Below are 20,983 nucleotides of genomic sequence, written 5' to 3' on the forward strand. Positions count from 1 at the left end.
AAATCGGGAGCGAGGTTTTGCTTGTCCCCACAACATTTTTTCTCTATAGTTAAAGTTAATAGATTTCCAGAGGAGGAAAATAAATCACATGAAACCTTATATGAAAGTATCCCTGGCTGCGCTGGCGATTGGTGTTGGCGTGTGGGTTGGGTCTGTATACAGCAATACGGCAATAGGTGCAGGCACAATTCAACCAGGAACAGCAGATGATCCTGTAGTTACCAAAAGTTATGTAGATCAACAAATTCAGCAGGCGCTGGGGGGGAAGATCTCCACGGGCAGTGGCAATAACAGTAGTGGTGCAGACAGTAATGCAGGCAATGGTAGCAATACCGGCTCAACTGGAACTGGAAACTCAAGTAACACAGGTGGCGATACCACGCTTCCTCCACTAGTATCCGGTGCTTCGGATGCGCTTGAGATCGTTATGGTGAAACCGGGTCAACAATTGATAGGTACAACTGGCGCGGAGTTCATCGTACGTAGCGGCAAGGCTGTGATCGTCAGTGAGGGTACGAATGGTGTAGCCGATCTGACGGACGGGGTAGACCTGACGAATGGTCAGGAAGCGCCGACAAATCACCTGCTCTCTTTTCCAAAGGATGGTCGAGGCATTACAGTTCTCGATGGCAACAAATACAGTCTGACCGTTATGGTTCGCGGTGGATATTCTTTGAAGTAGTTTGAGCATTGTAACCTGAAATTATTCAATATTACGTAATAAGGATTGCTGAGATTACCCAGTTCTAACAAACATTAATATGGCTAGCCAGCCTTGTTCCTGCTCACTCTATAACTGTACACAACCAATAACCGGAGGTGCAGGAATTATGGCTAGAAGCAACCGCAAAGTGGTACCCGAAAGTCGTCAGATGTTGGATCAAATGAAATATGAAATTGCTGCTGAGTTTGGTCTGAATGTGGGATATGGCGGTAGAGGTCTTGCTGGTGCAGATACCGAATTTGGTTCTGAACTGGGTGAAGTGAGTGATCACTCTTATGGCCAGTATAAAGGCTGGGGCCATCTGACTTCCCGTGAGAATGGATCGGTCGGTGGAGAGATTACGAAAAGGCTGATTCGCCAGGCACAGCAGCACTTATAGGATGTTTTCCTTATCCAAATCGGTTTGACACGTCTTGACAAATACGTTAAGATGGCAGTTGAGGTACGCAACCTTTTCCGCTAGGAAAAGGTTGATTTTTTGTTGAGGCCATTACCTGAAAAATCCTTATCTTCGTAACTGCGGCCCCTGCGTCCTTATTCCGCCCGGAAAGCTTTCGAGGGTACAGTGAACGAATCAACGTAAATGTTTTGTTCGGGCAATCGCCATACTACTGGTTATGGGAGGTTGAAACTTCAATGTCTATTAAAGGCCGACATCTATTCACATCGGAGTCTGTAACTGAAGGACATCCGGATAAAATTTGCGACCAGATCTCGGACGCCGTGTTGGATGCGTTCCTCGCGAATGATCCAAACGCTCGTGTAGCGTGCGAAGTTTCGGTAGCTACAGGCCTTGTGCTTGTCATCGGTGAGATCAGTTCAGCGTCTGAATACGTGGACATTCCGTCCATCGTTCGTAATACGATTAAGGAAATTGGGTACACTCGTGCTAAGTTCGGTTTCGACTTCAATACATGTGCAGTCCTGACTTCTCTGAATGAGCAGTCTGCTGACATTGCACAAGGCGTTAACGCAGCTCTGGAGAATCGTGACCCGGAACAAATGGCTCGCGAAACAGAGAATATTGGTGCTGGAGACCAAGGTCTAATGTTTGGTTTTGCAACCAACGAAACACCTGAACTCATGCCTTTGCCAATTGCATTGTCACACCGTATCGCTCGCCGTTTGGCTGAAGTGCGTAAAAACGGTACATTGGAATATCTTCGTCCGGATGGTAAAACTCAAGTAACAATTGAATACGACGGTGACAAACCGGTACGTGTTGATACAATCGTCGTGTCTACTCAGCATGCTGAAGAGACTACACTGGAGCAGATCCAAAAAGACATCAAAGAACATGTAATTCTGCCTGTCGTTCCAGCTGAATTGCTGGATGAGCAGACTAAATATTTCATCAACCCAACAGGACGTTTCGTTATTGGCGGACCTCAAGGAGATGCAGGCCTGACCGGACGTAAAATCATCGTAGATACCTACGGCGGTTATGCACGTCACGGCGGTGGCGCATTCTCCGGTAAAGATCCAACAAAAGTAGACCGTTCCGCAGCTTATGCAGCTCGTTATGTAGCGAAAAACCTTATTGCTGCAGGTCTTGCCGACAAAGTGGAAATCCAGCTCGCTTATGCGATTGGTGTAGCCAACCCGGTATCGATCAACGTAGATACATACGGAACAGGCAAAGTCAGTGAAGAGAAATTGGTTGAGCTTGTGCGTAATAACTTTGATCTTCGTCCGGCTGGTATCATCCGTATGCTGGATCTGCGTCGCCCAATTTACAAACAAACGGCTGCTTACGGTCACTTCGGCCGTACAGACCTGGATGTACCTTGGGAACAAGTGGACAAAGCAGACATTTTGAAAGAGCAAGCAGGTCTGTAATTCAAAATGGTGAAATTAATAAGAGCCTTGATCCCTTAAAAGGGATTAAGGCTTTTTTTGTGCTTAGCTGACCATTACGATTAAATGTTTTTTTGTTACGTTATTTTCCATATTACTAAAGGAAAGCGCTCCTAAACCCGATATACACAATGAGGTCTACATAATAGAATTAGGGACATTTGATACGGATGAGGGGGAAGAAAAAGGTGAGCATATCAAGATTGGCTCGTAAAAGCATGATCGTCTTATTGGTTTCACTATTGGCAGTCCAAGGCAGTTTTGGATTCCCGAATGCGGAAAATAAGGCATATGCAGCAGAAGATCCGCGTTGGGATGAGATATTTATTGAATCAACCATTCCAGCAGTTGATGCTAAGGAAGTAGACGGTAAGGAGCCGCTGGTTATACATTTTAAGGAAGCGGTTAGAAAAACAGAGTATGATGCAAAGGTGTATATCAAACGTTATCAAGATGATGAATATGAAGAAAGCATTGTTCTTAATAGTGAAAATGTTCTAATCGGTGACCCTTCTGCTGATCCAGCGATCCCTGCAAGCAGTACGGGAACTGGCACTGAGGTAACCATTAATCACAAAGATTTACCCGGGGGTACATATTATGTGCAGTATACTTCAGGAGCTTTCGTCACTGTAGCGAATAACATAGGAATAGGCACTCCATCTGTGAAGCTATGGAAGTTTACCACGAAGGGAATAGGTACGGCGAAAGCAACAGCGTTTTCTCCGACGAAAGGGGCTAATTCAGTTCCTCTTGCATCAAATATTCAACTGACATACAGTGAACCGATTAAAGCTGGAGCAGGTGAAATTCAGATCATGCAGGGTAACACCTTGTTTGAGAAATTCAATGTCAAGGACTCCAACCGGATTCGTATAAGTGATAGTTCCATTACAATTACGCCGTCCAAAACCTTCGAGAACAAGGCTACATACTCGGTCATTGTTCCAGAAGGTGCATTACGAGACCTTAAACAAGGCAATGACGTATCGGCCATCCAACAAGGGGAATGGACTTTTACGGCATTCCAATCCGATCCGGCTGCGTTGACTGTAGCGACTTTATCCCCTGCCAACGGAGCAAGTAACGTTGCTTTAACTGGCGATTTACTTGTAACGTTCAACAAGGACTTGGATCAGAGCTTTATTGGACGGATTACGCTGAAGAATGCTAATGGTTCAATTATAGCGACTACTCCTTCATTTATCAGTTCTAACAAAAGGCAGCTGCGCATAACCCCAAACACCAGTTTGGCTAGCAATACGAGCTATACTGTAGATATCGCAGGCGGGGCTTTGCAGGATACGACAGGGAACTTGTTCGTTGGTCTGAATGGCGCAACGTCATGGACATTCCGGACGCTCAGCCCGGATACAAAGGCTCCTGTACTTAAGACAGCGAAGATGCACAGTAATAACACCATTCGTCTAACGTACGATGAATGGTTGTATAGCACTAATTCACTCAGTAGCAGTTATACAGTCACCGTAAATGGAGAGAATCGGAACGTTAGTTCCACCTATATTTCAGGTGATAGTGTATATGTTGTATTGGATACTGGTGTAGCGGTAGGACAGGTCGTGCGGATTGCTTATGCGCCTGGTACAACAGGTAACCGCCTTACAGATCAGTCTTTGAATGCTGCAGCTGCTTTTGGTGCACGAGATGTGGAGAACAGTTTGGACTCCGTCATGTCCAAGCCGCGAGAAGGTAGTGTATATTACAGTACAATTACGTTGTATTACCCTGAGACGGTATACATTACCTCAAGTGATGCAGTGAGACAATTCAGCGTAACTGCCGATCAGTCAGCTGTAGGCATTAATAGCATATCGGTCAATAATAGTTCCGTTGTGACATTGAATCTCAGTCGGTCTATTACGGATGGTGAAGTTGTTCGTGTTGCGTACACGCCAGGTTCATGGCCTGTAAAAGATACTCGTGGACAGGCTCTTGCTGGATTCAGCGGCTTCTATGTCCGAAATACGATTGATACCAAACCGCCTGAGTTCAAGAGCGCCGAGGTCAGTGGGAATAAATTATGGATTCGATACAATGAACCACTGAAAACGACGAATAAGCCGCTCAATAGCCAATATTCTGTTCTTGTGGATGGCAAGCCAATCTACGTAACGGATTCCATGATTGAAGATGATCTGGTAACGTTGACACTGGCATCGGCCGTGAAGGATACACAAAATATATCTTTATCGTATGTACCTGGAGCCCTACGATTAACGGATCTGAATAGTAACCCTGCGGGCTATCTCAATCTGACTCCAGTAACGTACACCTACGGAAATGGTAAAATTCTGTCGGCCACGCTCCAAGGAGACACCGTTCAGATAAACTTCCGTGATGCAATTCAGTCTCAGACGGCATTAACGGTAGCTCAGTTCAGTGTGGTGCTTGGCAATTCATCCACAACTGTATTGTCTGCTTCTGCTTCTGGATCTGTGGTGACGCTGAAATTAGATATTTCATCATCTACTACAGCTAGCCAGACAGGAACCGTTAGTTATGTGCCTGGTGCAGTCCCATTAAGGGACTCGTCGAGTGTTACTATAGCGGCATTTGGGCCTCTTACGTTGCAACAGACGAGCAATAGTTTGAGTGGTAGTAGTGGTCAAACGGGGGCGCGTCCTGCCTGGGTGGAGGAATTAGATTCTTCGAGCTATGGTCAGTCTTTACTTGTGATGAACAACAATACTGCTTCTGCCGTATCTGCGGTGTCACGTAATAATCGTTCGACTCGTCAATTTAATGTGGATGCGAACAAGTTAATCCAGACTTTTGAATATGCTTCAACCGTAGGGAAAATGAATCAGCCTGTTGTGATTGAGATTCCAGATAGCGAATCCTCTGCATATGTTGGGTTCCCATTGAATGCACTTATTCAGATTGCGGCAAGTCATCGAACGGGTACAATCGGTGTAAAATATGGGGATCGGCTCTGGACTGTACCGCTGTCTAATCTGAATTTAGCAGCTATGAGCCAGAACATAGGAGCGCCAATCAATACAAGTACAACGACAGGAGCTACAACCCCATCCTTGTACGTTCAGTTAGAGACGGTACCTGTATCTTCATCAGGTTCAATAGAAGGTTTGATTGCGGGCGCAGGGGCGCAGAAGCTTGGCAATTATACGGATGTATACTTGTTTGCTAGTAATGGAAATGCCGATCAACGTGTGGAGCAGAATATCAAAAGCCAGTTGGCTATGCAATTGTCTGCAAATACGCCTAGATTAACATCCGGATTTACGTATATTGATCCGGTGACGTTTATGTTATCCAATGTGCCTAGTTCGTTTAAAAATACGCCAGGAGGTGTGGTTGTACAAGGACTACTGAACGGTAATCAATCGGTCATTCCGGTTAATCACATCGTTAGTTATCCGGATACGGCATCACACTGGGCAAATACAGTAATTAATGAGCTTTCTGCAAAATGGATTATTAATACGCCTAACGGTTCATACTATCGACCGAATGATAATATTTCACGGGCAGAATTCGCTGAATTGGTTGCCAGAGGTCTCGGGTTAAGCGGAGAACCAACGGCTTCAAGCCGTTTCCGGGATGTTCGTAGTGGCAGTATGACAAGTGCATATATTGGTGCTGCAGCCGAAGCGGGGATCATTACGGGAAATACCGATGGAACCTTCAAGCCGGATCGCCCAATCACGCGAGAGCAGATGGCGATTATGATGGTTCGTGCCTTGAATTATGGAGGTCAGCCAACTGCATTGAATTCTTCAGCTGCATCAACATTAGCTAAGTTTAAGGATAATAAAAAGATCCAATCCAAGGATTCTGTCGCCAAAGCGGTGCAGGAAGGCATTATTCAGGGAATGACGTCAAAGACTTTTGAACCTCAGGGGAATGCATCTCGTGCACAAGCAGCGGTAATGTTGAAACGTGTTCTGGATAAGTTAGGATATTTGTAAAAACGAGATAAATATATCATTCATTTTATTCAGGAATGGTCAAGATAACGATATGTAACAAGGCTGGAACATTTCAAGAAAGTTCATTTCTTGAGGTGTTCCTTTTTAATTTAGAAAGAGGAAAATGTTTACATTATTGTAGTTAGAGTGGTACGCTAGTCAATAGTGAGAAAATATATATGTGAAATTACACAGTGTTGGCATACGGAACGGATAGGGAGGTAAGGATACGATGAAAATAAAGAAATCTCTGATAGCTATATTAACTATAATGGCTGTAGTAGTAAGTATTTCGGGGGCTGTTTATATCGACGCTGCTAATTCTGCACAGAATGAAGATGGGGAGGAGAGAAGTGAAACCTCCTATCCAGTAAATCAGGCAGGACAGACGTATGGAAAATTCGGAGATTATGGCAATGAGTTTGTAGGTCCGGACTTAGTACGGGCTGAAGCCACTAATGGGGCTATTGGTTATGTTTTGGAGTCTGATTTACAGGGTCCAGATCACAAAACCCCTGAAGAAGCGTTGCAATGGCAGAGCCAGCAGAAGCCGGATCAAAGCATACCCGTGTACGAGAAAGATGGAACAACAATTATCGTCGGTGAAATTATCATGTCGAGATAGTCAGGGGAATAATAGCATCATATCAGATGGAGTTACATGTAAGAGTTGATTGGGTTCCGGCAATGGTTTCAAAAGTTAAATCTAAGCCAAGTAGACTTCTGTTGTGCTGAACTAGGCATAGCAGAAGTCTATTTGCCCTATACGTTGTTCGTATAACATAATCATAAGATGTCGCGTAACCCAATAAATACCTGAATTCAGGCTCGGGGCGTAACTTTTTCCACAAAAAGTAGTCTATTAATAGAAGAGTATACTAGAAATCTCGCTATCTGCTGCCATGTGGTAGAGATCGTGATATCTAAGATTGATATACAAGATGGGAGAGACGTTTCAAACATGCTGGGGAAACAAGGGAAACGGCTGAACGACGTTAAGGGTAGCAAGGCGAAGAAATGGGCGATTGTGACGCTGGCAGGCGTGATCTGGATTGCACCGGTTCTGGGAGCGGGACAACAGGTGTGGTCCGGAAGTTCATGGCAGTCAGTAGCCGCTGCGGCATCTACAACGACAAGCAAACTGAGTGAAGAAATTCTGACTTCGGGTGCGAAGTTGATGAAATACAGTTATACAACGACACGTTCCGGCTCGAAAGTGAACGTATTGGCGGACGTCATTCAAGTGGATTTGCAGAATCCCTATGTGAAGCTGGACGTCATGACAGGCAAGGGCGGCAATCTGAACAGTAAACAAAGCACGGGTGGCATGGCCAAGGAAAATGGTGCAGTAGCCGCCGTGAACGGCGATTATTTCAATGTATCCGGAGAGCTTGCCCCAATCGGTGGACAGGTCTCGGATGGGGTCCTCGTATCTACTCCATCGGAATTGTCAGGCATGTATGCCCTCACCGTAACCAAAGACGGCAAGCCGATGATTGATGAATATTCATTCGATGGCACTGTGAAGGCGGATGATGGTTCAACGTTTGCTTTGCGTGGGATAAATAAAGAGGACTACACAGTCGAATCAAGCTCGGTGAAATACAGCCACGCCAATTCGATGTATATTTATACACCGGCTTGGACGTCCACGAAGCGGCCTAATGATCCTTCCACAACACCAACCGAGGTACTTGTGCAGAACGGTGTGATCACCCAAATTTCGGATAAAAAGGCCTTAAACATGACGGTGCCTGCAGATGGGTATATTTTGCGTGCGCATGGAACGGCAGCGACATGGATTATGACTCACCTGGCGGTTGGGCAGACGCTGAATGCGGATTACAAGCTAAAAGCCAAAACAACCGGGGAAACCGTTGATCCGAGCAACCTGCAGATGATGATCGGAGGTCATACCATTCTGGTAAATGGTGGCAAGGCGGCTACTTTCTCCCGCGATATTGTTGCTTCCGGCATTGGTGGCATTCGTGCGAGAACAGCGGTCGGCTACTCTCAGGACGGTCGGTATGTCTACATTATTGCAGCGGAGAAAAACAGTAACAGCAGCGGCTTGTCGCTGACTGAACTGCAATCCTTCATGACCAGCATTGGTGTATGGAAAGGCATGAATCTGGACGGAGGCGGCTCCACAACGATGGTAACTCGTCCGCTTGGCGAGGAGACAGCAGGGCTTACGTTCAACACGGAGTACGGTACAGAGCAGCGTCAGGTCGTAAACACGCTGGGCGTGTTCTCTACGGCTCCGGAAGGTAAGCTGAAGGGCTTTGCCGTGAGTGGCAGCCAAACGTTGCTGGTAGGGCAAGAGGGCAAGTATACAGCTAAAGGATACGACACCTACTACAACCCGATTGCGACAGGCGATATCAAGATGACATGGAAGTCGAGCAACAACGGCATCGTAAGTGTGAGCAATGGAACGATCAAAGGTTTGAAACCAGGTACAGCGACGCTGACTGCAACAAGCAATGGTGCTTCATCTTCCATTAAAGTTACCGTGCTGGGCGGCAGTGAACTGGCTTCACTGACAGCAGGGTCTGGCTTGGGATCGCTGCAAGCGGGAACAACGATTTCCATTCCAGTGACGGCGAAGACCAAAGACGGACAAAGTGTGACGGTTCCGGCGGATTCGCTGACTTGGGAGTTTATTGGATTCAAAGGTAAAGTGTCTGCAGACCAATTAACCGTATCCTCCGTAAATGCTGGCGCTCAAGTTGGCTATGCGATCGGTCGTTATGACGGCTACAGCACGGTGGTTGTGCTCTCTGCTGCGGCAAGTGAAACGATATGGGAGAACTTCGAGAATGTAAGCTACCCAATCAACTTCACGACCAACGCATCAGGTGTAACTGGATCGGCTTCCGTGACAGCAGGAACAGGTGAGAAAGCGGGCTCCAAGGTGTTGCAGCTAAGCTATGACATGACTGCGGGAATAGGTAAAATGTATGCTTATGCCCAACTGAACGGTTCCACTGGCAAAGAGGTATCTGCAACAGCGACATCGATGTCGATGGATGTTATGGGAGATAAGAGCTTGAACTGGCTACGTGCTGAATTTACTGATGCCAGTGGCAAAACGGTATATGCCGACCTCGCTAAAGCAATTGATTGGGACGGTTGGAAAAAGCTGAACGTGGACCTGAATGGGCTGAACATTGCTTATCCGGCGAAGCTGAAACGGATTTATGTGGTGAATGTGGAAGAAGGTCAGGATGAGCGTGCGAAGGCAGGCACGGTTGCTTTTGACAACATTGCTTTCACCATGCCATCCAAATCCAGTGAAGTGGGCTTGCCTACAGGAACTGCTTCGTTGGTGCTTGGACAGAAATCCATGACGGTGAACGGAACGAAAAAGGCAATCGACGCCGCACCTGTACTGAAAAATGGAACAACTTATGTTCCAATCAAGCATGTATTGGATGCTTTTGGCGGACAGGCGAGCTGGGATAGCAAAAATCAACGGATTACTGTCGTGCGTGGTGGCAAGCTGATTGATTTGGTTGTAGGTCAGAAAGAATTTATTATCAATGGTATAAGACAAAGCGCAACAGTCGCACCTTACGTATCTGGTGGTAGGACTTTAGTCCCTCTTAGACTCGTTTCGGAGCAGCTTGGACTGACTGTAAAATGGGAACAGAACACGAAGACCGTTACCATCTCATCGTGATATGGTATGATATATACCGGAAACGATAGAAATGGAGTCGAACAAACGTGGATTTACAAGCCGATGCCATAGACCGCGTCATAAAAAACGCCATACAAGTCATGGAAAACAGTAAATATCAAATGTTTGAGATTATGGACTCGACTCGGAATGAGCTGAAAACGCTGAACGAGGAGTTGAAGTCGGTTCTGAAGGAGACGGCGGAAACGATCGAGAAAGTAGATCAATTGGAGCTGAACTACCGCCGCTCCCGGATCCGGCTAACCGAGGTTAGCCGTGATTTCGTCCGTTATTCCGAGCATGATATCAAGCAGGCGTATGAGAAAGCGACGCAGTTACAGCTGGATCTGATGATTTACCGTGAGAAGGAAATGTACCTGAAAGCCCGTCGGGATGATCTGCAGAAGCGTGCCAAAAATGTGGAAGCCTCGGTAGAACGCGCTGAGACGATCGGTTCCCAGATGGGGGTTGTACTGGAGTATCTGTCGGGTGAGCTGGGTCAAGTGACCCGCATCATTGAATCCGCCAAAAATCGACAAATGATTGGTTTGAAAATAATTTTGGCCCAGGAAGAAGAGCGGAAGCGCATTGCCCGAGAGATCCATGACGGACCTGCGCAGATGCTCGCAAATCTAGTGCTTAGGACGGAAATTGTAGAAAGAATGCTCATAAAGCAGGATTTTAAGATGGTCCAGGCCGAAATAGTAGATTTGAAAGGCCAGGTTCGTTCGAGTCTTGGAGAAATGAGAAAAGTTATTTTCAATTTGCGTCCTATGGCACTGGATGACCTGGGATTGATTCCGACGCTTCGGAAGTACGTGCAGGATTTTGAAGAAAAAACAAAAATCCGCTCGCTTTTTGAAACGAGAGGCAAGGAACACCGTTTGTCTTCGGCAATGGAGGCTGCGATCTACCGCCTCGTGCAGGAAGGTCTGTCCAATGCTGCAAAGCATGCTTATCCCACTTATGTTGTAGTGGAAATTACATACCAGGCTCAGCTCGTCAAGATTGTCGTGCAGGACAATGGGCTTGGGTTCAAACCGGAGCTTCTTGCGAAGAAGAGCAAGGATCATACCCACTTCGGTCTGATTGGGATGAGAGAGCGGGTTGAACTGTTAGAAGGAAGAATAGAGATCGAATCCGCGGAAAATCAAGGAACCAAAATAGTGATTCATATCCCGACAAACGTGGATAAGGGAAAGGAGTAGCAGGATGGAAAACCGTGATACTGGTAAGGCATCAATTAAAGTTCTTTTGGCTGATGATCATCAGCTGTTCCGTGAAGGTTTGAAACGCATTTTAAATATGGAGGACGACATTGAGGTCATCGGCGAATGCGGCGATGGGATTCAGGTGCTCGAATTCTGTAATCAGGATAAACCGGATATCGTATTGATGGATATCAACATGCCTGTGGAGAACGGGGTTGAAGCGACGGAGAAATTGCGTGAGCTGTTCCCAGATGTCAAAGTCATTATCTTGTCTATTCATGATGATGAGAGCTATGTGTTCGAGACGCTGCGTAAAGGCGCTAATGGATACCTGCTGAAAGATATGGAGGCCGAGTCACTGATTAACGCGATTCGTTCCGTTCATGAAGGGCACGCATTTATCCACCCTAAAGTAACGGGCAAACTGATCATGCAGTTACGTCGTATGACGTATCTTAATGAGACAGGGGCAATGAGCGAGGGAGCTTCGAAGGAAGCAGGCGTTAAGTTTGTCGCTGGCGACAATAATCCGCTTACTCGTCGTGAGGCTGAAGTTTTGCGTCTGATGGCTGAAGGTAAGAGCAATAAAATGATTGGTGAGTTCCTGTTCATCAGTGAAAAAACGGTAAAAAACCATGTCAGCAGTATTCTGCAGAAGATGGAAGTGGACGATCGTACACAAGCGGTTATCAACTCGATCAAATATGGTTGGGTTACCCTCTAATATACGATTGTACTTAGATGCAGTTTGATGTTAGCAATTATAGGATTCTGTTTACTCGCGCCCATTCCAGAATGTTGGACTGGTTAGCGGGTTAATGGACTTTATTACTGCAAATGAGCGAAGTGTGAAGTTAGGAGAACTTATCTTCAAGCCTCGGCATGAATGAGTGAACGACCTGGCCTGTCTTCTTCGTCCAGTGTCGATCAGAATGGAATATGAGCGTTCGGAATTTGCAAGTGTAACCCTTCAGGGGATGCAGCATATACTGCTGTATACAGGGATGTTCGCCATGGGTGAGCATGACCTTCCGAGGAGGTGCAGTTGCCATGGTTGCTCATCTGACTATGATTCTGCTCATATACTTCCTGGCGGCAATGGCCGTTCATGCCATGCACCAGCGCTATCTTTCCCGTCCGGACCCTGAAGGCTACGAGCAGATTCTGCTCATTCCTTCCAATCAGGAGCAGCGGATTGAAGGCATTGTAAGAGCGCTTTGCCGGGAATTATTTTACCGTGGAAAGAGCTTCACATTGACGGTTGTCGCTGATCGTACGGAAGCCGAAACGGTTCGTATTATTGAAAAGCTTATGCTTAGGCAAGGAATGGAGTTATCCTACTTGTCTGCTGTCCCTACCGATATGGAACAGGGGAATCAGACCGGGAATCATTCTATTCGTCTTATCGATTTGCGTGAGCCAAAGCAGTAGATGCTTTTTTTGCAACAGTTCGGCTCATTAATCGTGCAAGCTGCTGAGACAGACTGGCTAAAGCGTGTCATCAGTCAGAATGCACTTTCAATGAAGTCATGCCAGCTTGCCAAAATAAGCTTGGATTTCATCATGTTCGAGGTTAAAGATTACAGCGTATGCTGTAGTCTTTTTTTGTCATTGTAGCCAAGCTTGCTGATAAATTAAATATGGGTTTTTATGCAATCTATGGTTATTGTCCTTGATGGGATTGCAGCAAGAACCTTTTTGAAATCAGAACTCTTAAGTTAAAAGTATAGACGATGCAGATTGGAAAAAGTTTCGCATGATCAAAGAAAGATTAACGGTACTCATTGAATTGGTAAAGTGGGCCTATCGAGTAGAGAAGACAGCTTCAAAAGTGTGATGAGGAATGATCGTATACCTGTATTGACCATGGGTTTAATAAATCCTATAATTCACTAAATACTGTATATATGAATTGGAAATGGATTTTTCGGAAGGGGGTATCTTTACATGGAGCTACTGCATAAGACAATCCGTTCGGAATTTTTACGTTATATCAATGAGAACAAGATTCTGATCTATCACTTTGCAGAGAAATCAGGTATCAATTCTGGAACTTTAAGTAGAGTCATTCATGGTTCCCAACCCTTTTCCGTTAAAATTCTGGATATTATCACCCAACATATGGGGCTTGATGAAGGATTCTTCTACGACCAGTATGTGGATGAACTTTTCAATGATTATTCAATTAATTGGAGGCGACTTCGTCCGTTTATGATACGTTGCTCAGAACTTGGGAAAAATGACTGCGTAGAACGGACTGTAGATATGATGATGGAGAATGCTGCCTACATTAAACCACTATTTGATTTTGCAGAATTATTGAACGATGAAGGCCGAGCGGCAACTGCATTAATGATATATCGCAAGGTTTGTGAGGCGGAACGATATCAGCATGCGGAAAGATTGGCCATTTGTCAGTATCGGATTTTTAAATTATCCATTAATGATGATCAACAGAATAATCTGGAATGTGCTGTACAATTTGAACCCTTTGTCGCAAGACTTAATGAGGTCGACCAACTGGATGCGTTGAAGGATCTGACAAATACATTTCTTTCATTAAGACGGTGGGACAAGGCGAGTAAAGTTGCAGAGGAAATGGGCAGACTCGCACGCATTCAATATGAGATGAAACATAAACGAATCCGAATGGGTAAGAGTTATGATGAGCCGGCTAAACCCTTATTCGGTTACATTCTGTATGCAAACCTTGTTCTCGGATCCATTGCAGAAGAGAAAGATGAATACCAACAGGCGCTGTACCATGTATCCTGTTATGAAAACCACGATTGGATCAAAGAGAATGATACAGCAGCGGAGAAAACGAAAAGCCAATTTCGTGAATGGGCAAAAGCGAATAAATATTTGTACCAGCTTGTGTCGGGAGAAGTTCATATCCTGGGTGAATATGTTGAATTTCTGGCTGCCAGAGAAAACGAGATATTGCGTGGATTATTTAAAATTATGAAATCAGCACTAACATATAATTTGAACGTCGATCATGTGTTGGAGCGATTTCAGGATACAATAATATCCTATACACAAGAACGAGTAACCATAGGTTCGTATACAGATCAGATTATGGGGGATCGTTTTGTTCATTTTCTGGCTGATGTAGGAGACTATTACTTAAATACAGGTCGTGCTCATGCTGGGATTCAATATGTTTTAAATAGTTTGGCAATCTCAGCTAATATAAAAAATGAAAGATGCATGCTTCGATGCATCTGTGCGTTCGATACCATTCGGCATCTGGCAACGGAAGACGAGCTTCATCAATATACTACAATGCTCATGGAGGTTCGGAATACAAAATGAAGAAAAAATCATTAATTCTTTCTGTAATCCTTGCAATAGCTTTGGTAATAGGTGCTCCCTTGAATACCACATCATATGCAGATGATGTACAACCTGCAGAACCAACTCCCATTGTAGCAGCATCAGATTCGCATGGTGAAGGTGGATGGTAAACATTTCAGGGCACAATTTTGTTGTTCAATTACAACAGAGTTGTGTTTTGTATTTTTTGAAGAAATCTATGTTTTTACATAAAAGGTTAAACTATTCATAGAGGTGAGATTTCTATGAGATATTCTGCGAATGATAACGAAGATGATCTGGAACGTGAAAGAAAGAGTTTATACGAGCTAGTAGCGGTTTACGGATTACAGCATCCTTTAGTGATTAAGCAATCCGAGATATTGGATGAAATCATAAACCGATATAATAGAATCTTTCCTAGCCGACTTAAACAAAGTGGCACAAACTAGATTCAGGATAAAACTGACCCTATTTAGGGCAAGGTACAGAATAAAAGCATAAAATATGCGATTTACATAACCGATGCAAGTTTAGTTTGAAAGAGTAGGGACACAGGAAGAGCTTTTGATGTTAGTAGAACTTGTGGGACGACTCCACAATTGATATAGTGATAATACAAATGGATATTGAATGTATGAGATATGGACATGAAGCACATGCTCCGACGAATAGTCGGTGGGCATGTGCTTTTTTTGCGTTTCGGAACATCAAGAATGAGGGAGGAGAGAGAATGAAGGTTGGGTTGTATGTGTGCCGAGTGAGAGAAGAGTGGAACATGGCGTTGTCACTGGATATCCGAGTGGATGTAGCATGGTGGCTTGAAGGGGTGAGCGGACAGAGGGTGTTGCAATGGTTACTGCTAGGTAGGGAGTTGCCTTTAAGTCAGGCCTCGTGGATGGTAGAACATTTTGAGATGGAGCGAGGGATGGATCAATGGGGAGAAGAGCACTGGCAGGTGTATATGCGACGGAAATTGGAAGATTACGAGCGGGCCTCCGGGGAACTGGAGGCTAGGGGAGAGATGGCAGGCAAAGCGGGGATTACTGCTGAAAGAGGTGCGGAGGTGGGCGGGATGCCAGAGCCGTATCCCGCCGGGGAGTGGGCTCAGCTGGAGCGGGGCGCTGCCCTGCTGGCTTCGCGGCTTGGCGGCCGCCAATTGCTGGCGGCCGAGGCAGAGGCGCTGCTGGCGGATACGGCGCCGCAGCTTGCCTCGGTTTGGCGCGCAGCTGCGCAGCTCGCGCGCCTGCGTGGGCGGCTGAGCATAGCAGCCGCTCTGGAAGGGCCTGCCACGCGGCGGCAACGCCTCGCGTGGCTGGGTCGCGCGCATAGCGCGCCCCGCTGCCGCCGATGCGGCAGCTTTGCCGGGCAGCGCGTGCCCTGCGCTGCCTGCGGCCTGGCGGCGTGCGCCTACTGCGAGGCTTGCCTCGCGCTGGGGCGCAGCCGTGCCTGTGCGCTGCTGCTGCGCAGCGCAGCGCCAGGGGCCATGCCACGCGGTGCATCGCAGCGTGGCACGGCCGTTCCCCCCACCGAGGGCGGACTTGCCCGGTGGGGGCTGAGCCCAGCGCAGAGCGCGGCGGCTGCCGAGGCGCTGGCGTTTTTGGCCCAGCCATCCGCCGTGGATGGGCCGGGGCGGTTTTTGCTATGGGCCGTGACCGGGGCCGGTAAAACGGAAATGATATTCCCTTTGCTCCAATACATATTGGACCGGGGTGGACGAGCACTTGTCGCTACGCCGCGCCGGGATGTCGTACTGGAGCTTGCCCCTCGTCTGGCGAAGGCGTTCCCTGACATCTCACTCGCTACGCTATACGGAGGCAGCACCGAGCGCTGGAAAGACGCGCAGCTCACACTCGCGACCACGCACCAACTGATGCGTTTTTACCAGGGATTCAATCTCGTCATTATCGACGAACTCGACGCATTTCCCTATCATAACGATCCCATGCTTGCACATGCAGCTGCGTCCTCTTGCAAGCCTGATGGCCATTTTGTGTATCTGTCGGCTACGCCACCAGCTAGGCTACAGCGGGAAGCAGCACAAGGGAAACTCACTCACGCCAAAGTTCCGGTCCGCTTCCACCGCTATCCTTTACCCGTGCCGCGTTTGCTGAAAATGCCTACCGTCGCTGAATGTATTCGGAAGCGGGAACTGCCCGCTACTCTAAAAAAGAGCATTCAGACCTCCTCGCTAAGGGAAGCTCAGGTATTTGTATTTGTGACACGGATCGCTCAGATTGAGGCGTTTGTAACACTCATGCGTCGCATGTTTCCGCAAATCCATATTGAAGGAACATCATCCCAAGATCCGGATCGCGCGAGCAAAGTTATTGCGTTTCGTGAACGGACCATACGTCTGCTTGTGACCACTACTATCTTGGAGCGGGGCGTCACTATTCCACGTAGCGATGTATTTATTTTGGATGCGGATAATGGCCTCTTTGACGAAGCTTCTCTGGTACAGATGGCGGGTAGAGCAGGCCGTTCTATGGATGATCCAGCAGGAAGAGTCGTCTTTGCATCATCCCGTCGTACGCGTTCTCAGGTGAAAGCGGTGGCACAGATCCAAAAGATGAATACTATCGCAGGACGCAAAGGCTACCTTCATCCGCCAACACACCAATAGATACTAAGGGAGGCAACAATCTAATGTCGAACTGGCTAAGAAGCATAACTGACCACGTGCAAGAACTCACCCATCGCCTGCATGGATTGCTCGCTCCACCAGGAGCGACTTGTCTAACCTGTGGTACACGAGCGATATTGTCTCCGATCTACCCCGGCATCTGTCCGCGTTGTGTGCAGCAAATTCCGTGGATTCGTTCCATTCGCTGCTTGCGCTGTGGTCGAGGAATCGGTTGCCCGGATTGTGTCCGCCCACACATGCAAAACCGTTCTTTCATCCTTAACCGCAGCGCCGTCCAGTACAATACTTTAATGAAAGAATGGATTGGCATGTACAAATTTAGAGGCCACGAGCGCTATGCGCCACTTTTAACGGCACTTATTATTCAAGCATTTCAAGCAATGAGTGAAGAATTCAACCCTGTTTTGGCAAAAGGAACCCTGGCCCCCGTGGCTCATCCCGCCACACCTGCTCAATCTCATATGGATGCCAGTTCACATCCATGTAATTCGAGTGCGTCAACAAACGCACTCGTTCACCGACCTGGCGGGGGCGATGTAAACAACAATGCGCCCGTTCACCGACCTGGCTCGTGCCGATCAATCAGCACGCCGGTTCAATCACCAAACTTGTTTGCGCCCACACATTCACACGCGCAACTCAATAGCCACAGCCCATACGCGAGCTATACGCATGCTCATCCAGGAGTAGCACCACGCAACCGCCAGTCGCTGCAAAACAACAAGCCGCGATGGCGGCCAGACGTGGTGACCTATGTCCCCGTCAGCAACGAACGCCTTGCTGAGCGCGGCTTCAACCAGGCAGAGCGGCTCGCATCAGGACTCGCCGCAGCCGTCCGCCTACCTGTTGTTGATCTGCTCCAGCGTCGGATCAACACCACCAAACAAAGCTTCAAAACACGCGGCGAGCGCATCCAGACCATGCAGGATGCTTTCTCAATGCAGCCGGGTGGAACGGAGATAATGGCTGATCTCTACAGAGCTTCAAATGAAACCATGCCAAAGAACATGCATTCACAGCCAGTTAATTCATACACGATTGGAAAAGAAGCCTCTTCACATATCACACCTACAGCACAAGGTGGGCGTATTGCTCCCTTACGCTTGTTACTGATTGATGATATATACACAACCGGTAGTACCCTGGATGGCTGTGGACAGGTGATCTTAAAAGCTGGATTTTCTATGAACATTCCAATAGAGATTTACACGCTGACTTTGGCCAGATCCTGACCTGAGTATTTGCATATTCACTTAATAGGGGCTATCTATATGGTTATCATAAGCAAGTTAGATAATGAACTAAAATTAATAGCTTTTATATAAAAAAGGGAAAGTATGTTCTAGTATGTATGACATTATCACTTTTGTGGATTTTCATATACATGCATATAATTTGTGTGTTGGTTGTTTAACGAAATTATAAAAATAAATTAGACAAGAATATTTTTACATGTAAAAAAGAGGAATTGTTTCTGCCATGTAGAATAGATAGTTCTGCCGTTCACCATAGGTGACAGCACAGGGAGTGGCAAAACATATCTTTTGAAGGGGAGAACAACGGTGGTTGCAGGAAAAAGAAAAAATGGGTTTTACTTATGGACCGTCCGTTTACTGGTGCTAATGCTGGTATTCGGACAGTTTGGCGTGTACGGGGGGAACCGGGCACATGCAGCAACGAGTAACGGTATTGTCTCATCGAGTAATGACTTTCAGTATGTAATGACATACAACAACGGTAAATTACAGGTGAACCAGAGGGATGTTAACCTCAGTTGGGTTAGATCCTACAATATTTCAACGACAGGTTACTCTTTTACAAGAAGGCAATCTATCTTGGGATTTACCAGTGATATTACGAATATAAGCTTCGGATCGTATACATCCAAGTATACTGGACAGATCGACAATGCATTTCTTATTGATTTAAGTAAAGTTCGTGAGAACTTCACTGAGATGACGTATAGACAATCCGGCATGGAAGTGGGGCAATGGACCATTTCGAACTATAATGTCTTGGGTCAGCTTACACCGGTTGATGTATACAATTATGATGTTAGGCAGTTAAGTTTGGTTGTTAATGCGGATACGGGGGAGGTAGTGGACTTCTATTCTGAACTGAACCCATATTATACACGCAAAGCGGAACCGGCCACTTTTACCAAACAGTTGGTGGCCCCGGTGACGATTGACAACATGCCTGCTATTCCAGCTGGGATCACAGGAAAACAAAGTGAAAGTACAGTTAACTTGAACTGGCAGCATGCGCAACAGGCCGTGCAATATGAAATTGAGGAGAATGGAATCATTAAGGGGCCTTATTATGGGACAACCTTTGCCAGCAACGCTTTATTGCCAGATACGTTGTATTCCTATAGAGTGCGTTCTCTTAATTCAATAGGTACGAGTGAGTGGAGCTCTTTGTATGAGATCAAAACCTTGCTCCAACAACCGGTGATTTCGGCAAGCTCCCAGGAAGGTAAAAATATTATCCAATGGAATGCGGTTGATCAAGCTAATCATTATCAATTAAAGATTGATGATGAAACGCCTATCGAGCTTGGCAATGTGACATCGTATGAGCATGAGGGTCTCGCAGCAAACTCAAGTCATACGTATACGCTAAAAGCTCTCTCTTCCAACAATGAGAGCGATTGGAGTAAAGCAATAACGCAACTGGTAGTTCCGGACTCCGTCAGTGGTTTGAAAGTAACAGAAGCAACATTTAATAAAGTTGCACTATCTTGGACCGCTGTAAAAGGTGCGACAGGTTACGATTTGGAGATTGACGGTAACATCGTCGCTGTGACTGGTACCACGTACAGCAAAACAGGACTCATTCCTAATACAGAACATACTTTCCGGTTAAGACCTAAAAATACAGGCGGGGCAGGCAGTTGGTCTGATCTGTTAACCGTGTCTACTCAATTGAGTACACCCGTACTGAAATCAAGCCCTTCACAGGAAGAAATTATCCTCGTTTGGCCTTCTATTGACGGTGCTACCTCATATGAAGTGGAAGCCGATGGAGTAATTACTGGTATTGTTGTAGATCCGACATTTACGCATACCGGACTCTCACCAGTTACAGCTCATAAATATCGTGTGCGTGCTTTGACAGATACCAATACAAGTGCGTGGACAGCCGTACTGACTCAAAATACGTTACCAGGTTCTGTTGCAGGATTAACAGTGAATTCTGTAACCAATACGGCTATAGCGTTAAAATGGACAACTGTAACTGGAGCTACCGGATACGATCTGGAAATCGACGGCACAGTTGTCGCTGTCACCGGCGTTGCCTACACGAAGAGTGGTCTCGCAGCAAACACAGAGCATACTTTCCGCATCCGCTCGAAGAATGCCGCAGGAGTAGGAGCATGGAGTGATTTGATCAGCGGAACCACGCTATTGAATACACCTGTTTTGAAAGCCACATCGGAAGAAACCGCTATTAATCTGACGTGGGCAGAAATCGCCGACGCTACGAAATATGAAGTAGAAGCCGATGGCGTGGTAGTGGGGACAGTGAGCGAACCTTCATACACGCACAGCAGTCTGCTCGCAGGAACAGCACATAAATATCGTGTAC

General features: G+C 46.5%; 15 protein-coding genes. All 15 read left to right on the top strand.

Annotation, left to right across the window (positions count from 1 at the left end; all coding sequences use genetic code 11):
• Nucleotides 1-88 precede the first annotated feature (88 nt).
• Nucleotides 89-682, top strand: coding sequence for a hypothetical protein (locus AMS66_RS22380; RefSeq protein ID WP_053782865.1), 594 nt, complete (start codon nt 89-91; stop codon nt 680-682).
• 148 nt (nt 683-830) lie between these two features.
• Nucleotides 831-1,103 carry an alpha/beta-type small acid-soluble spore protein gene (locus AMS66_RS22385; protein ID WP_053782866.1) on the top strand — a complete coding sequence of 91 codons (273 nt, stop codon included), beginning with the start codon at nt 831-833 and terminating at the stop codon, nt 1,101-1,103.
• A 257-nt stretch (nt 1,104-1,360) separates the two neighbouring features.
• Nucleotides 1,361-2,563: a methionine adenosyltransferase gene (gene metK, locus AMS66_RS22390; protein WP_053782867.1), complete on the top strand. Its 1,203-nt coding sequence runs from the start codon at nt 1,361-1,363 to the stop codon at nt 2,561-2,563.
• A gap of 206 nt (nt 2,564-2,769) precedes the next feature.
• Nucleotides 2,770-6,531 carry an Ig-like domain-containing protein gene (locus AMS66_RS22395; protein WP_053782868.1) on the top strand — a complete coding sequence of 1,254 codons (3,762 nt, stop codon included), beginning with the start codon at nt 2,770-2,772 and terminating at the stop codon, nt 6,529-6,531.
• 232 nt (nt 6,532-6,763) lie between these two features.
• Entirely contained in the window at nt 6,764-7,156 is a 393-nt protein-coding gene (locus AMS66_RS22400) for a hypothetical protein (RefSeq protein ID WP_053782869.1), read from the top strand.
• A 336-nt stretch (nt 7,157-7,492) separates the two neighbouring features.
• Complete coding sequence (locus tag AMS66_RS22405; RefSeq protein ID WP_053782870.1) at nt 7,493-10,216, top strand: stalk domain-containing protein; 2,724 nt, start codon at nt 7,493-7,495, stop codon at nt 10,214-10,216.
• 47 nt (nt 10,217-10,263) lie between these two features.
• Nucleotides 10,264-11,424, top strand: a complete 1,161-nt coding sequence (locus tag AMS66_RS22410; protein WP_024631628.1) for a sensor histidine kinase — start codon at nt 10,264-10,266, stop codon at nt 11,422-11,424.
• A gap of 4 nt (nt 11,425-11,428) precedes the next feature.
• Nucleotides 11,429-12,151 carry a response regulator transcription factor gene (locus AMS66_RS22415; RefSeq protein WP_024631627.1) on the top strand — a complete coding sequence of 241 codons (723 nt, stop codon included), beginning with the start codon at nt 11,429-11,431 and terminating at the stop codon, nt 12,149-12,151.
• A gap of 299 nt (nt 12,152-12,450) precedes the next feature.
• Nucleotides 12,451-12,858: a hypothetical protein gene (locus AMS66_RS22420; protein WP_201782211.1), complete on the top strand. Its 408-nt coding sequence runs from the start codon at nt 12,451-12,453 to the stop codon at nt 12,856-12,858.
• A 516-nt stretch (nt 12,859-13,374) separates the two neighbouring features.
• On the top strand, nt 13,375-14,745 hold the full coding sequence (locus tag AMS66_RS22425) for a hypothetical protein (protein ID WP_053782872.1): 1,371 nt from the start codon (nt 13,375-13,377) through the stop codon (nt 14,743-14,745).
• Nucleotides 14,742-14,897 carry a hypothetical protein gene (locus AMS66_RS32920; protein ID WP_162491045.1) on the top strand — a complete coding sequence of 52 codons (156 nt, stop codon included), beginning with the start codon at nt 14,742-14,744 and terminating at the stop codon, nt 14,895-14,897. The genes AMS66_RS22425 and AMS66_RS32920 overlap by 4 nt, the downstream gene beginning before the upstream one ends.
• Nucleotides 14,898-15,011: 114 nt before the next feature.
• Entirely contained in the window at nt 15,012-15,197 is a 186-nt protein-coding gene (locus tag AMS66_RS22430) for an aspartyl-phosphate phosphatase Spo0E family protein (protein WP_053782873.1), read from the top strand.
• A gap of 185 nt (nt 15,198-15,382) precedes the next feature.
• Nucleotides 15,383-17,371: a helicase-related protein gene (locus AMS66_RS22435; RefSeq protein ID WP_407944566.1), complete on the top strand. Its 1,989-nt coding sequence runs from the start codon at nt 15,383-15,385 to the stop codon at nt 17,369-17,371.
• Between the two features lie 257 nt (nt 17,372-17,628).
• On the top strand, nt 17,629-18,624 hold the full coding sequence (locus tag AMS66_RS32460; RefSeq protein WP_144424571.1) for a ComF family protein: 996 nt from the start codon (nt 17,629-17,631) through the stop codon (nt 18,622-18,624).
• Between the two features lie 330 nt (nt 18,625-18,954).
• Nucleotides 18,955-20,983 (top strand): fibronectin type III domain-containing protein (locus tag AMS66_RS22445; RefSeq protein ID WP_160319727.1); only part of this gene is annotated, 2,029 nt, incomplete at its 3' end.

Source organism: Paenibacillus xylanivorans (genome assembly GCF_001280595.1).
In the GTDB taxonomy this organism is placed as follows: Bacteria; Bacillota; Bacilli; order Paenibacillales; family Paenibacillaceae; genus Paenibacillus; species Paenibacillus xylanivorans.

What these genes read in the sequence shown, in the direction of transcription:
- AMS66_RS22380 (WP_053782865.1), top strand. Translation starts at nt 89, where the DNA reads ATGAAACCTTATATGAAAGTATCCCTGGCTGCGCTGGCGATTGGTGTT.
- AMS66_RS22385 (WP_053782866.1), top strand. Translation starts at nt 831, where the DNA reads ATGGCTAGAAGCAACCGCAAAGTGGTACCCGAAAGTCGTCAGATGTTG.
- metK (WP_053782867.1), top strand. Translation starts at nt 1,361, where the DNA reads ATGTCTATTAAAGGCCGACATCTATTCACATCGGAGTCTGTAACTGAA.
- AMS66_RS22400 (WP_053782869.1), top strand. Translation starts at nt 6,764, where the DNA reads ATGAAAATAAAGAAATCTCTGATAGCTATATTAACTATAATGGCTGTA.
- AMS66_RS22405 (WP_053782870.1), top strand. Translation starts at nt 7,493, where the DNA reads ATGCTGGGGAAACAAGGGAAACGGCTGAACGACGTTAAGGGTAGCAAG.
- AMS66_RS22415 (WP_024631627.1), top strand. Translation starts at nt 11,429, where the DNA reads ATGGAAAACCGTGATACTGGTAAGGCATCAATTAAAGTTCTTTTGGCT.
- AMS66_RS22420 (WP_201782211.1), top strand. Translation starts at nt 12,451, where the DNA reads ATGACCTTCCGAGGAGGTGCAGTTGCCATGGTTGCTCATCTGACTATG.
- AMS66_RS22425 (WP_053782872.1), top strand. Translation starts at nt 13,375, where the DNA reads ATGGAGCTACTGCATAAGACAATCCGTTCGGAATTTTTACGTTATATC.
- AMS66_RS32920 (WP_162491045.1), top strand. Translation starts at nt 14,742, where the DNA reads ATGAAGAAAAAATCATTAATTCTTTCTGTAATCCTTGCAATAGCTTTG.
- AMS66_RS22430 (WP_053782873.1), top strand. Translation starts at nt 15,012, where the DNA reads ATGAGATATTCTGCGAATGATAACGAAGATGATCTGGAACGTGAAAGA.
- AMS66_RS22435 (WP_407944566.1), top strand. Translation starts at nt 15,383, where the DNA reads ATGAGATATGGACATGAAGCACATGCTCCGACGAATAGTCGGTGGGCA.
- AMS66_RS32460 (WP_144424571.1), top strand. Translation starts at nt 17,629, where the DNA reads ATGCAAAACCGTTCTTTCATCCTTAACCGCAGCGCCGTCCAGTACAAT.